This is a genomic window from Sporosarcina aquimarina, assembly GCF_023715615.1.
Classification (GTDB): Bacteria; Bacillota; Bacilli; order Bacillales_A; family Planococcaceae; genus Sporosarcina; species Sporosarcina aquimarina_A.
This window is the reverse complement of sequence record NZ_JAMBOM010000002.1, coordinates 174,830-188,014: the sequence shown is the minus strand read 5'-3', so window position 1 is coordinate 188,014 and position 13,185 is coordinate 174,830. Positions and strand designations below refer to the sequence as shown.

General features: G+C 45.6%; 14 protein-coding genes. 9 read left to right on the top strand and 5 right to left on the bottom strand.

What is annotated here, in order from left to right; genetic code table 11:
* Window positions 1–4: 4 nt before the first annotated feature.
* The gene (locus M3197_RS07975) at window positions 5–1,171 is read right to left on the bottom strand and encodes an MFS transporter (protein WP_251661025.1); all 1,167 of its coding nucleotides are present in this window, start codon (window positions 1,169–1,171) and stop codon (window positions 5–7) included.
* 205 nt (window positions 1,172–1,376) lie between these two features.
* Between M3197_RS07975 and M3197_RS07970 the strand changes: the two genes are divergently transcribed.
* The 3 genes from M3197_RS07970 to argF all read left to right on the top strand — a co-directional run bounded on the left by M3197_RS07970 (window position 1,377) and on the right by argF (window position 4,616).
* Complete coding sequence (locus M3197_RS07970; protein ID WP_251660475.1) at window positions 1,377–2,363, top strand: diaminopimelate dehydrogenase; 987 nt, start codon at window positions 1,377–1,379, stop codon at window positions 2,361–2,363.
* Between the two features lie 75 nt (window positions 2,364–2,438).
* Window positions 2,439–3,527: a M42 family metallopeptidase gene (locus M3197_RS07965; RefSeq protein WP_251660473.1), complete on the top strand. Its 1,089-nt coding sequence runs from the start codon at window positions 2,439–2,441 to the stop codon at window positions 3,525–3,527.
* A gap of 129 nt (window positions 3,528–3,656) precedes the next feature.
* Entirely contained in the window at window positions 3,657–4,616 is a 960-nt protein-coding gene (gene argF, locus M3197_RS07960; protein ID WP_251660471.1) for an ornithine carbamoyltransferase, read from the top strand.
* A gap of 63 nt (window positions 4,617–4,679) precedes the next feature.
* On the opposite strand, the gene sspI is transcribed toward argF, so the two are convergent.
* Entirely contained in the window at window positions 4,680–4,892 is a 213-nt protein-coding gene (sspI, locus tag M3197_RS07955; RefSeq protein ID WP_251660469.1) for a small acid-soluble spore protein SspI, read from the bottom strand.
* A 94-nt stretch (window positions 4,893–4,986) separates the two neighbouring features.
* On the opposite strand from sspI, the gene M3197_RS07950 reads away from it, so the two are divergent.
* From M3197_RS07950 to M3197_RS07925, 6 genes are all read left to right on the top strand, one after another.
* On the top strand, window positions 4,987–5,751 hold the full coding sequence (locus M3197_RS07950) for a TrmH family RNA methyltransferase (RefSeq protein WP_251660467.1): 765 nt from the start codon (window positions 4,987–4,989) through the stop codon (window positions 5,749–5,751).
* Window positions 5,752–6,118: 367 nt separating this feature from the next.
* Window positions 6,119–7,156: a phenylalanine--tRNA ligase subunit alpha gene (pheS, locus tag M3197_RS07945; RefSeq protein WP_251660464.1), complete on the top strand. Its 1,038-nt coding sequence runs from the start codon at window positions 6,119–6,121 to the stop codon at window positions 7,154–7,156.
* A gap of 12 nt (window positions 7,157–7,168) precedes the next feature.
* Window positions 7,169–9,580 carry a phenylalanine--tRNA ligase subunit beta gene (pheT, locus tag M3197_RS07940; protein WP_251660462.1) on the top strand — a complete coding sequence of 804 codons (2,412 nt, stop codon included), beginning with the start codon at window positions 7,169–7,171 and terminating at the stop codon, window positions 9,578–9,580.
* Window positions 9,581–9,586: 6 nt separating this feature from the next.
* A complete protein-coding gene (locus M3197_RS07935) occupies window positions 9,587–10,009 on the top strand; it encodes a hypothetical protein (protein ID WP_251660460.1) in 423 nt (140 codons plus the stop codon).
* A complete protein-coding gene (locus M3197_RS07930; protein ID WP_251660459.1) occupies window positions 10,006–10,149 on the top strand; it encodes a hypothetical protein in 144 nt (47 codons plus the stop codon). Before M3197_RS07935 ends, M3197_RS07930 begins: the two co-directional genes overlap by 4 nt.
* 154 nt (window positions 10,150–10,303) lie before the next feature.
* On the top strand, window positions 10,304–11,257 hold the full coding sequence (locus M3197_RS07925; protein WP_251660457.1) for a nuclease-related domain-containing protein: 954 nt from the start codon (window positions 10,304–10,306) through the stop codon (window positions 11,255–11,257).
* A 267-nt stretch (window positions 11,258–11,524) separates the two neighbouring features.
* Here M3197_RS07925 and M3197_RS07920 read toward each other — a convergent pair whose 3' ends face one another.
* From M3197_RS07920 to rnhC, 3 genes are all read right to left on the bottom strand, one after another.
* Complete coding sequence (locus tag M3197_RS07920; RefSeq protein WP_251660455.1) at window positions 11,525–11,686, bottom strand: hypothetical protein; 162 nt, start codon at window positions 11,684–11,686, stop codon at window positions 11,525–11,527.
* Between the two features lie 46 nt (window positions 11,687–11,732).
* Entirely contained in the window at window positions 11,733–12,122 is a 390-nt protein-coding gene (locus tag M3197_RS07915) for a hypothetical protein (protein ID WP_251660453.1), read from the bottom strand.
* 86 nt (window positions 12,123–12,208) lie between these two features.
* Entirely contained in the window at window positions 12,209–13,159 is a 951-nt protein-coding gene (gene rnhC / locus M3197_RS07910) for a ribonuclease HIII (RefSeq protein WP_251660451.1), read from the bottom strand.
* Window positions 13,160–13,185 lie beyond the last annotated feature (26 nt).

Here is a 13,185-nt window from a genome sequence, read left to right as displayed (position 1 = left end):
ATTTTTAGCGAATCGTTTCGGTACTTTGTTTGAACAAGCCATAAATGGTATAAGCGGCAACGATAAGTAAGACCACACCTGTAAAAGTGAATGCACCTCTGAAATTTAAATTCAGCGCACCAATCGTATACGAGCCTGCGACAACGCCCATTGAGAAGAATGCATAGAAATAACCGTAAGCTTTTCCGCGGTAGGTGGCCTCAGAGGAATCGATGAGCAATGAGTTGATGGACGGAAATAGAAATGCAAATCCGATTCCATATAATGCCATAGTTCCATATAGATTAATAAGTTCGTCTGCCTGGCTTAGAAGCAACATACTTACGCCCATTAAGGAAATTCCGAATGCAAGTGTAATCATTGGCCTCACCTGGTCGAAAATCCGGTTGATCGGTAGTAAAAACACTAGAATTGCTACAATACCGAACGTGCTAAGAAGTGTGCCTGTGGTTTTTGTATCAAAACCAAGTGCTTCGACCTTTAACGGAAGAATAAGCGCTAGGACACCCTGTGAGAACATTAGGAAGAAGGCGCCTGCGAAGGCACGCTGAATGCCTGGGTGGCGGAACATAGACCCAACCTGTTTCTCTCTTGATTGTTCTTCTGATTTTTTGACTCTTTTTACTGAACGCAATAGCAGAAATGCCAAAATTGCTAGAATTGCCATGACGGCCCCGTTCACGAGCATGATAACAGGAGTTCCTTTTGATGGGTTCCCGATGATTGAAGCGACAATTCCACTATAAGCAGGACCTGCAATCGCAGCCATTCCGACAAACGCACCGGAAATCGCGACACTTTTTCCACGTTTTTCAGGTTGAGCGCGGTTGGCTAGAAAAGTAAATGCAGCAGGGATGATCAACCCATTCGTAAAACCGTGAATGAAACGGACACCAACAAGCAACCAAGCAATATGAACTGTGGAGTATAGTGTCAATGCTAATGCATTTGTTAAAAGTCCGATTAGCAAAATGATGAACGGACCTCTCTTATCAGTAACAAAGCCTGAAATGACGTTCCCGAAAACGTTCGCAAGTGAATAGGTACCGACAACAAGACCTGCTACGAATGTGGAAGCGCCTAGAGAAAGAGCAAATGGACTCATGATTGGTAGCTGGGAGAATAAGTCAAAAAATGAAAAGAAAACGATTAAATAAACAAAAAATCGCATACATACGCCTCGTTTCGAGATTTCATAAACCATGCTTATTTTATCATGTTAAGGGTTTAAATCAATGAACAAGGATAGGGAGTCAGGAACAAACGGTATGATGTGTGACAAAATTGTAGAAAATCATTCTAGTTAAGAAAAAATAGCAATCTGACGAAAAAAACTGTAAAATAACGAATAGTCAAACGAAATGGGGGAATAAGACATGGAATCGAAGATAAGAATTGGAATCGCAGGTTATGGAAACCTAGGTAGAGGGGTGGAGTTTGCGATTTCCCAACAACCCGATATGGAGTTGGTTGGTATTTTCACAAGAAGAGATCCAAGTAGTGTTCAACCAGTCGGTGACAGCGTATCTGTATACCAGTTGGCAGATGTTGAAAAGCACGTTGATGAGGTGGACGTCATGATTCTTTGCGGAGGGTCCCGCGCAGACTTACCTGAACAAGGTCCTGCACTTGCGAAGTTATTTACAACCATTGATAGCTTTGACACACATGCTAAAATTCCTGAATACTTCGATGCTATCGACGCAGCAGCGAAACCATCGGGCACAACAGCAATATTGTCTGTGGGATGGGATCCTGGCCTGTTTTCGTTAAATCGTTTATACGGGGAAACCGTCCTTGCTGATGGTGCCACGTATACATTTTGGGGGAAAGGCCTTAGCCAAGGTCATTCCGATGCGGTTCGTCGCATTAATGGCGTCAAAAATGCCGTTCAATATACAATCCCCTCTGAAGAAGCAATTTCAAAAGTTAGAGCTGGGGAACAACCACAATTGTCAACGAGAGAAAAGCATGTCCGGGAATGCTACGTGGTACTAGAAGATGGTGCAGATGCAGCGACTGTGAAAGATACAATAGTTACTATGCCAGATTATTTCGCAGACTATGACACAACAGTTTCCTTCATCTCTGAAGAAGAAATGCAACAAAATCATAGTACGATGCCACATGGAGGATTTGTCATCAGAAGTGGTAAAACCGGAAAAGGCACCAACCAAGTGATGGAATATTCGTTGACATTGGATAGTAATCCTGAATTTACTTCAAGTGTTCTTACAGCATATGCACGAGCTGCATACAGATTAAATCAACTGGGACAACATGGTGCGAAAACAGTGTTTGACATTCCACCGGGCCTATTATCGCCAAAAGATCCCGCTCAACTTCGAAAAGAATTGTTATAAGAATGTCCTGTATACTTTGAAAACAAGATAATTTGTACTATACTAGGAACGTAATTACTTAGGGGGGCGAAGGATTTGGCTAAAATGGATGAAACGCTACACATGCTCAAAGAATTAACCGATGCAAAAGGAACGGGTGGGAACGAACGTGAACCACGTGACGTGATGAAACGCTATATTGAACCATTTGCAGATGAGATTGACCAGGATGGACTTGGTTCATTAATTGCTAAACATACTGGCGATGCAGATGGTCCAAAGATCATGGTCGCAGGTCACCTCGATGAAGTTGGATTCATGATTTCAAGAATTGACGAAAAAGGGTTCTTGAGCTTCCAAACAATCGGTGGCTGGTGGTCACAAGTCATGCTCGCTCAACGCGTGACAATTGTAACGCGCAAAGGAGATTCCATTACAGGAATCATCGGTTCGAAACCGCCACATATTTTACCTGCGGAAGTACGCAAAAAACCAGTAGACATTAAAGATATGTTTATCGATATCGGTGCTTCTTCCCGTGAAGAAGCAATGGAGTGGGGCGTTTTACCTGGAGATATGGTCGTTCCTTACTTTGAATTCACAGTCATGAACAATGAAAAATATTTACTAGCTAAAGCATGGGATAACCGCATTGGTTGTGCAATTGCAATCGACGTTATGAAAGAACTACACAAACAAGGACATCCTAATACACTGTATAGCGTCGGAGCTGTTCAAGAAGAAGTCGGTCTCCGAGGTGCTCGAACTGCAGCGAATAAAATCAATCCGGATATCGGCATCGCAGTTGACGTCGGTATCGCTGGGGATACTCCAGGAGTTACTGCGAAAGAAGCGGCAGCAAAAATGGGAGATGGTCCACAAATCATCCTCTATGATGCATCTATGATCGCTCATAAAAGCTTACGTGACTTTATCGTTGACACAGCTGAAGAAAACGGCATTCCATATCAATTTGACTCCATGTCAGGTGGCGGAACTGATGCAGGATCAATCCACTTGAGCGGTAACGGCGTTCCTTCCATTGCAATCACTGTAGCGACTCGTTACATCCACAGTCACGCAGCAATGCTTCACCGCGACGACTACGAAAACGCTGTGAAACTAATCGTGGAAGTCATTAAAAAGCTTGATCGTGAAACAGTTGATAAGATTATTTCTGAATAAAAAGGGAAGAGGTAGACCAACACTGGTCTGCCTCTTTTAATTTTCAATAAAGTATAAAAATACATTTGACTTTATAATTATTCATAATTATACTGAGAGTAACCAATTTTATTCACGGAGGATGATTACATGACAAGCGCATTCGAACTGAAATACATGGAGAAGCAATTGAAGGGAAAAGACTTTTTAGCCATAGAGGATTTTTCATCAGACGAGATTAACTATTTGTTAGATCAAGCAACAAAAATGAAGAAAGGCTTTTTAGCGGGAGGCGCAACTAAACCTCTTGAAGGGAAAACTCTCGGAATGGTGTTTGAAAAGAATTCAACGCGAACTCGTATTTCGTTCGATGTGGGCATGTTCCAGCTAGGTGGGCATGCATTGATGATGAATCCGACTGAACTACAAATTGGCCGTGGAGAGTCAATTGCAGATACAGCAAAAGTATTCTCTGAATATCTAGACGGAGTAATGATCCGCGCAAACTCACATGAAATGGTGAAAGAATTCGCAGACAATGCCACAATCCCTGTCATTAATGGCCTTACGGATAAATTGCACCCGTGCCAAGCACTTGCGGATTTACTTACCATTCAAGAAGTGAAAGGTAAGTTTGCGGGATTAAAACTTGTCTACATTGGAGACGGCAATAATGTCGCACATTCGCTACTCATGGCAGCTGCTAAAATGGGAATTCACACAGCAATCGCTACACCTGTCGGATATGAAATGGATGCTGTTATTACAAAGTCTATCGAAAAAGCAGCCAAACAATCCGGCGTGACGATGACACAGTTGACTGATCCTGTTGAAGCCGCAAAAAACGCAGATATTTTGTATACAGACGTGTGGGTGAGTATGGGAGACGATGAACAATCAGATCAGCGACTTGCAGATTTCGAAGGATTTGAAATCAACGACGAACTCGCTTCCCACGCAAAATCGGATTACACATTCATGCATTGTTTACCCGCGCATCGTGGTCAAGAAGTTTCCGCATCTGTCATCGACGGAACACATTCGGTTGTTTTTCAACAAGCAGGAAACCGCATGCATGCGCAGAAATCTTTGCTTGCTGCGTTGCTGTAATAAGAACTAAAAAGGGATCGCTTTTCACCTTGTAGGTGGCTAGCGGTCCCCTTTTTTTTGGAGTCACTGTGCAGCAAATGCGTGCTCGAGTTCTCCTGTGATCTTCAATTTCTCCTGATCATCTGCGCGTTGCCACAATTTCTCAAAGAACACGCCTAAGCCAGGAAGCAGATGTTCTTCACCACGTGCAATCGCGTCATCGACAACCCCGCGAATGTCTTGTGCTTTGTTATCTGTCATATTAGCTGTAATAGCATCCCTGATTTGAAAATTCATTCATCTGACCTCCTTTCCGCGTACTTGAGTTTAGTATCGCCAAGTGGGCTTGTCTTTGATACACTGAAAAGAAAAAAGGAAGTTATCCCACACTATGAAACGTATTGAATCCACACAAAATGCACTTGTGAAACATTGGAAAAAACTTGTTACGACAAAGAAAGAACGCGAACGGTCAGAAGAATTTATCATCGAAGGTCATCATCTAGTTGAGGAAGCATTAAAGACTGAAGGCACCGTACTCCATATCATGTTCCGAGAAGATGTTGAAATTCCATTTGAGTTGGAAGAGTCTTCGATTCAAATCATTGAAATGACGAAAGCAGTAGCCGCTGAAATCTCAGAAACCGAGCATCCACAAGGAATTTTCGCACACTGCAAACAGCCGATTCCTTCAGAAGACCTGTATTTAGAATGGAAACGGCTTCTATATATTGATGCAGTCCAAGATCCAGGCAATATAGGGACCATGATCCGTACAGCAGATGCTGCTGGAATGGACGCTGTGATTCTTGGTAAGGGGTGTGCCGATCCTTTTAACCCGAAAACAGTTCGTTCTGGGCAAGGTTCCCATTTCCATATTCCAATCGTAAAAGGGGATTTGAGTGAATGGATCGAACGTGCAAAACTAGGCGGTCTGCAAGTGATCGGAACAGGTCTGTCACAAGCGAAAGATCATTTTACAGTGGACGCAATGCCTGCGTTTGCACTTCTAATGGGGAACGAAGGCGCTGGAGTTTCGGATGAATACCTGGAACAAGCGGATACGATCGTCAAGATTCCATTGTATGGTGAAGCAGAATCGTTGAACGTTGCAGTCGCAGCGGGCATCTTACTCTACACATACGGACGTCGTTAAGCCGTTCAAGTATTGAAGTGTGAAGCAGATTCAGCTATACTGATGTAGTATACAAGAGCAACAGACAACAAAAGTGTTGACCGGGAAGAGGAAACAGATGATTTGACGCTAGGGAGTCCATACCTTGACTGAAAGTATGGATGGTCGAAACTGTTACCGTTCACCCCGCGAACTGCCATCAGGACCAGCATACGCTGTAAAGATGAGCCGGCTACGGACCGTTATTCCGAAGTTGAGTGATCATGTGCACGAACGGCATGATAATCAGGGTGGTACCGCGAATTCGTCCTCGTCCCTTTTTTAGGGGACGAGTTTTTATTTTGTTAAGCTTTTTATTGAACTAAGCTATTTTGAAAGGAGAATGACAATGGAGCAGCAGCTGGAACAGTTAAAACAAGAAGCACTGCAGAAAATTGAAGACGCGCCGTCAGTAAAAGAGCTAAACGACGTGCGTGTAGCTTATCTAGGGAAAAAGGGGCCGATTACCGACCTCCTAAAAGGAATGGGGAAACTTCCTGCAGAGGAACGTCCTAAAATGGGAGCACTCGTTAATGTCGTTCGTGAAACCGTTACAACTTCTCTAGAAGAAAAAATGGAACTGCTAGAACAGCAAGCCGTTAATGAAAAACTTGAAAAAGAAACAATCGATATTACACTTCCAGGTAGACCCGTTAAACTCGGCAATCACCACCCACTGACACGTGTCGTTGAAGATATTGAGGACTTCTTCATCAGTATGGGATATGAAGTGGCGGAAGGTCCCGAAGTGGAACAAGACTACTACAACTTTGAAGCGTTGAACCTACCAAAAGGTCATCCAGCACGCGATATGCAGGATTCATTTTACATCACGGAAGATGTTTTGCTCCGTACCCATACGTCCCCTGTGCAAGCGCGGACAATGGCCGCTAAAAAAGGAGAGCCAATCAAAATTATTTGCCCAGGTAAAGTGTACCGCCGTGATAGCGATGACGCGACACACTCTCACCAATTCACACAAATTGAAGGTCTTGTCGTAGGCGAAGACATTCGTATGAGCGACTTGAAAGGGACACTCGCGTTATTTGCGAAAAAGATGTTCGGTGAAGAACGGGAAATCCGTCTTCGTCCAAGCTTCTTCCCATTCACAGAGCCTTCTGTTGAAATGGACATCTCGTGCTTCAAATGTGGTGGATCAGGCTGTAACGTCTGTAAGAAAACTGGCTGGATTGAAATTCTTGGTTCTGGTATGGTGCATCCGAATGTACTTGAAATGGCTGGATATGACCCTACAGTATTCACTGGATTTGCGTTCGGCATGGGACCAGAACGAATTGCTATGCTGAAGTATGGCGTTGAAGACATTCGTCATTTCTTTACAAACGATATGAGATTTATATCACAATTTAACCGCACAGAAGTGTAAGGAGGAGACCCCATGTACGTATCAACGAAATGGCTAGAAAACTATGTAGATACAAAAGGCATCGCACCTGCGGATCTTGCTGAAAAGATTACACGTGCGGGCATTGAAGTCGATACGATTATCGACCGTTCTGAAGGGTTGACCAACATTGTCGTCGGACACGTTGAATCATGTGAAAAGCATCCGGAAGCAGACAAATTAAATATTTGCCAAGTGAACGTCGGTGAAGAAACGGTTCAAATTATTTGTGGTGCACCGAACGTAGCCGCAGGACAAAACATTATTGCCGCACTTCCTGGCGCTAAATTGCCAGGTGGCATGAAGATTAAAAAAGCAAAACTGCGCGGAGAAGTATCAAACGGCATGATCTGTTCTCTTCAAGAGCTTGGTGTTGAAGGGAAGACGGTCGCAAAAGCTTATGCAGAAGGTATTTATGTACTACCAGCTGATGCTAAACCAGGAACAGATGCGCTTTCATTACTCGGATTAGATGATGTCATCTTGGAATTCGATTTAACACCGAATCGCGCGGACGCACTTAGTATGCTAGGTGTTGCGTATGAAGTCGGTGCAATTTTATCACAAGATGTCAAGCTTCCGAAGATTGAGTACACAGCTTCAAACGAAAAAGCAGAAGACTTCTTAAAGCTGAAAGTAGAAGCGAAAGAAGACAACCCGATGTACATTGCAAAAGTCGTAAAAAATGTCAAAGTAGCAGAATCGCCACTATGGCTTCAAAACTACTTAATGGCTGCAGGGGTCCGTCCTCATAACAACGTTGTCGACATTACAAACTTTGTTTTGCTTGAGTACGGTCAGCCTTTGCACGCGTTTGACTACGATCGTCTTGCAACGAAAGAAATTGTCGTTCGTCACGCTGTTGAAGGTGAAAAGATTACGACACTAGATGACGTCGAGCGTACGTTGCGTGCAGGTCAACTCGTTATTACAAATGGCAAAGAGCCAGTTGCACTTGCAGGAGTTATGGGAGGTGCGAATTCAGAAGTTTATGATGGCACGACAACAGTTGTCATTGAATCAGCTTATTTTGCGCCTGCATCAGTTCGTAAAACTTCGAAAGACGTCGGCTTACGCAGTGATGCAAGTACTCGTTTAGAAAAAGGAGTAGACCCGAACCGCGTTGCAGAAGCAGCAGAACGTGCGGCTCAATTACTGTCAGAGTTGGCTGGAGGAGAGGTGTTAGCGGGATCGGTTCAATTCGATGAGTTGAATAAAGAATCCGTGCGCATCATATTATCACCAGATTATGTAAATCGTCGTTTGGGAATGAAGATTCCAATGGACGAAATGGTTTCAATTCTAGAACGTCTACAAATCCCTGTAGAAGCAGCCAATGGACAATTAATCGTGGATGCTCCTACACGTAGACAAGATTTGCGCATTAAAGAGGATTTGATCGAAGAAATTGCACGTCTTTATGGGTACGATGAAATTCCGATGACACTGCCGATTGGTGAGAGTGTTCCAGGAGGATTGAGCAGTTTCCAGGAAAAACGACGTCTCGTTCGTCGCTATTTGGAGAGTGCGGGTCTTTATCAGGCAATCACGTATTCACTAACTTCGAGGGCGGAATCCCAAAGCTTTGCACTGGAGACAGCTCCGGTAACAGAGCTTCTAATGCCGATGAGTGAAGATCGAAGCGTATTGCGCCAAAGCTTGCTTCCACATCTGCTGGAGGCAACGACTTACAACGTAGCGCGTCGCATTGACACGGTTTCACTATATGAGACGGGTTCGGTGTTCCTAGGAACGCAAGAGGACGGACTCCCTAAAGAAGTAGGTCATGTCGCTGCGGTGATAACTGGAAAATGGGTGAATCACGCATGGCAACAAGAAAATAAGAAAGTCGATTTCTTCGTGATGAAGGGGATCATCGAAGGGCTAATGGATACACTCGGTCTTACTGAGAAAGTAACGTATACGAAAGCAACTCATGACGGCTTGCATCCAGGTAGAACAGCGGACATCTTGTTGAATGGTGAGGTAGTTGGTGTACTCGGTCAATTGCACCCATCTGAACAGAAAAAACGCGATTTGAAAGAAACATATGTGACTGAGATAAACTTAGCGTTGCTGCTTGCTGAATCAGCTGAAGCACTCGTATATGAGCAAGTTCCACGCTATCCTTCGATGTCACGTGATATCGCCCTAGTTGTTTCAAAAGACGAGGCTGCTGGTAGCTTGATGGAAATCATCCAAGAAGCGGGTGGCAAGTTGTTGAAAGATGTAACTGTGTTCGACTTGTACGAAGGCGACAAAGTGGATGAAGGCATGAAGTCACTCGCATTTTCGTTGACGTATTTCGATGCAGATCGCACGCTGACTGACGAGGAAGTGGTCACGCGTCACGACAAAGTACTCGCTGCACTGAAAGAAAAATCAGGCGCAGTGCTACGAGGATAAATCTAGATGAAAAGAGAGGGAGAACCGGCGGATTGCTGGTTCTCCCTCTCTTTTTTGTGTATACGAACTTTCACGATGAACCCGCCCGTTTTGAGCCGGAACCCGCTCGTTTCGGAAGTCGACCCGCCCGTTTTGAGTCGGAACCCGCTCGTTATGGAAGTCGACCCGCCCGTTTTGAGCCGGAACCCGCTCGTTAAGGAAATCAACCCGCCCGTTTTGAGCCGGAACCCGCTCGTTTCGGAAGTCGACCCGCCCGTTTTGAGTCGGAACCCGCTCGTTAAGGAAGTCAACCCGCCCGTTTTGAGTTGGAACCCGCTCGTTACGGAAGTCAACCCGCCCGTTTTGAGTCGGAACCCGCTCGTTTCGGAAGTCGACCCGCCCGTTTTGAGTCGGAACCCGCTAGTTAAGGAAGTCAACCGGCCGTTTTGAGTCGGAACCCGCTCGTTATGGAAGTCGACCCGCTCGTTTTGAGCCGGAACCCGCTCGTTACGGAAGTCAACCCGCCCGTTACGGAAGTCGATCCGCCCGTTCCAATAGCTCCATTGTCGCGGGACTACATTAAGGTTTAACCTTCATTGAACTCGCGACCAATTAATCCCTGACTATCTCTAAAACTATAAGCGGAAAGTGAATTGTGTCAAAAACGTGATAATGCTATTTTCGAACAAAGCCTTCCTCTCCTCTGGAAGATCCGCTACACTAAAGAAAAAAGGGGTGACGCTATTGATCTATAAACATCGAACCAAGCCACGACTATTAAGTGGGCTACAAGCTTTAGAGAAACGTCTTTCACCAACACATGAGAAATACGAATACATCCAGAATGAGCTGTATAAAATCCGTGCCGGATACGGAGGCGAGCAAGAATACGATCGCTACATGAAAGAAGTCCGGACTGACTATCCACACGCCATACTCCACGATCTTTTCCTACAACACGAAGGTGTCCATTTTCAAATCGACTCACTTTTCATCACACCAGACTCCATCATCATTTCGGAAATAAAAAACATTGCCGATAAAATTTTCATTAAAGCCAAGCCGACACAATTTATGAAGCAGCTGCCCGACGAAACACGGTTGCTATTCCGAAGCCCAATTGCAGAAGTGGAACGTAAAATTCAGTTTCTCGAAAAGTGGTTAGCTAGCAGGAATGTGCATATAAAGGTGAAGGGGCTCATTGTGTTTGCCTATAACAATGAAATGTTTATTGAAGAAAAAACATCTATGGAAGTAATTACTGCCTATGAGGCACCTACTTATTTCCGTTCATTGACCCCACAGCAACAGATTTTTGAGGAACGGGATATTGCAAGAATTGCAAAAGCGCTAGCGCGCGGACATAAGGAATACAATCCTTATCCAATAACTTTACGATATAACATAGCTGAGCATGATATTAGGGGAGGGGTATTTTGTTCAAAATGTGAAATTCCAGCAATTATGAGATGGTGCGACTTGCGATGGGATTGCCAAGTCTGCGGTGTACGTGAAATTGGGAGTCACCAAAATGCGGTAATCGATTGGTTTATGCTAATGTCCGGACCTCTGACCAATCGAAAGTTTTGTGAGTTCACAGGAATCACTAATCGCCACACTGCAAAAAGAATGCTTGCTCGCTCAAAGGTTAAAAAGCAGGGGGAGGGACGAGGCAGTCGTTACACAACGTTAATATAGCTTGCAATGTAGGTTGAAATACAGGTGATGATTGGTGCGCTTCGCATTGCGAAGCGTTTTCATCTGTCTACCGCACCCACTAGCTTCGTTAAATGGTCCCTGAGGTTCCTGCACCTTGTCAGCGACAGGCTTCTATCTTCAATTCTGATCCACGTCGAGACCAATCAATTCCCCCAATTCAAAACCAAGATGAATTGGTGTGCTTCGCTCCGCTACGCATTTAGTAATAGATAGTGGGGAAAGGAGGTCACGGGGAAATATCTATTACTAGTCTGAACCCGCTCGTTCTCCGGATCCACCCGCCCGTACCGGCAGAGAAACCGCTCGTTCTCCAGATCCACCCGCCCGTTCAGGAAGAGAAACCGCTCGTTCTCCGGATTCACCCACCCATTCAGGAAGAGAAACCGCTCGTTCTCCGGATTCACCCACCCATTCAGGAAGAGAACCCGCTCGTTCTCCAGAATCACCCGCCCGTTCAGGAAGAGAACCCGCTCGTTCTCCGGATTACCCGCCCGTTCCGGCAGAGAACCCGCTCGTTCTCCAGATCCACCCGCCCGTTCCGGCAGAGAACCCGCTCGTTCTCCAGATCCACCCGCCCGTTCCGGCAGAGAACCCGCTCGTTCTCCGAATCCACCCGCCCGTACCGGCGGATAACCCGCTCGTTCTCCGAATCCACCCGCCCGTACCGGCAGAGAACCCGCTCGTTCTCCAGATCCACCCGCCCGTACCGGCAGAGAACCCGCTCGTTCTCCAGATCCACCCGCCCGTACCGGCAGAGAACCCGCTCGTTCTCCGGATCCACCCGCCCGTTCAGGCAGAGAACCCGCCCGTTCCGGCGGATAACCCGCTCGTTCTCTGAATCCACCCGCCCGTTTCCCTACTTAACACGCTCGTTCCGAGTCAGAACCCGATCATTTCTCACGCAACCCGTGCCATCCCCAAAACCCAAAATCACCCACGCTTCTTAGCAGCCAATACCGCGGCTTTTTTCGCATTAGCAAAGTGCCATTTCGTCATCGAACGCAAAAACGGTTCTCCTTTTGCGAGTAAAATCGAAGCAGCGGTTTCATCCACCTTTTTACCAGCACCTTTGGGAAGTGTTCGTCCTGCCAATCCACTCAACCGATCCATTTCATCTAAAAACGCCACCCGAGCGATGATTGACGCCGCAGCAACGGCAACATGTAATCCTTCCGCCTTCGTTGCAAACAACACATTCTCCCGCACAATCTCGCGTTCATTCTTCAAGTGGTTGTAATACACACCGCGCTCCGCGAACTGATCTATCAAAATATAATCCGGATGCTCATCTTCCATTTTACGCAACACATGGCGGATCGCCTGATTGTGTAGCAATGCTTTGATTTTCCCTTGGGACCAACCTTTTGCTTGCACAGTATTGTATTTTTCGTTTTGTAAGGTGAGCACACTGTATGTCAATGCTGATTTCAAATCCGGAGCAATCGACCTCATGTAGGGGTCCGTCAGTAACTTGGAGTCCTTCACCCCAAGTTCTGCGACAAGAGGAATCTGATCCGCCCGTACGTAACAAGCGCAAACCGTAACTGGACCAAAGAAATCTCCTGTCCCGGTTTCATCTGAACCGATTACTGAAAGTGTCTCAAGACGATCAGGAAGGGCCGCTCCTTTCACAACAACTTTTTTCTTAGGAGCCCTCGAGTCCGAACTTGCATCCAAATCAGACTGCCATTTCGCAGCCTCCACCTCAGCACCTCCACCTTGAAACAAAACTTTCCCTGAACGATATGCAGTGATCGATGCATTCGCAGTTTTTGCAGCAAACACCACACCAGGGGCATTGCGCGTCACACGATCACTCGCATAATACGCTTTTAACGCAGTAATTTTTTTATCAGACAAAATTATTACAGAATTCGCCATTCAAATCATCCTTTCAAACCGTACAT

Bases quoted from the DNA above. Each gene is read 5' to 3' on its own strand.
- rnhC (WP_251660451.1), bottom strand. From the start codon at position 13,159: ATGGCGAATTCTGTAATAATTTTGTCTGATAAAAAAATTACTGCGTTA.
- sspI (WP_251660469.1), bottom strand. From the start codon at position 4,892: ATGAATTTTCAAATCAGGGATGCTATTACAGCTAATATGACAGATAAC.
- argF (WP_251660471.1), top strand. From the start codon at position 3,657: ATGACAAGCGCATTCGAACTGAAATACATGGAGAAGCAATTGAAGGGA.
- pheT (WP_251660462.1), top strand. From the start codon at position 7,169: ATGTACGTATCAACGAAATGGCTAGAAAACTATGTAGATACAAAAGGC.
- M3197_RS07970 (WP_251660475.1), top strand. From the start codon at position 1,377: ATGGAATCGAAGATAAGAATTGGAATCGCAGGTTATGGAAACCTAGGT.
- pheS (WP_251660464.1), top strand. From the start codon at position 6,119: ATGGAGCAGCAGCTGGAACAGTTAAAACAAGAAGCACTGCAGAAAATT.
- M3197_RS07975 (WP_251661025.1), bottom strand. From the start codon at position 1,171: ATGCGATTTTTTGTTTATTTAATCGTTTTCTTTTCATTTTTTGACTTA.
- M3197_RS07950 (WP_251660467.1), top strand. From the start codon at position 4,987: ATGAAACGTATTGAATCCACACAAAATGCACTTGTGAAACATTGGAAA.
- M3197_RS07935 (WP_251660460.1), top strand. From the start codon at position 9,587: ATGAAAAGAGAGGGAGAACCGGCGGATTGCTGGTTCTCCCTCTCTTTT.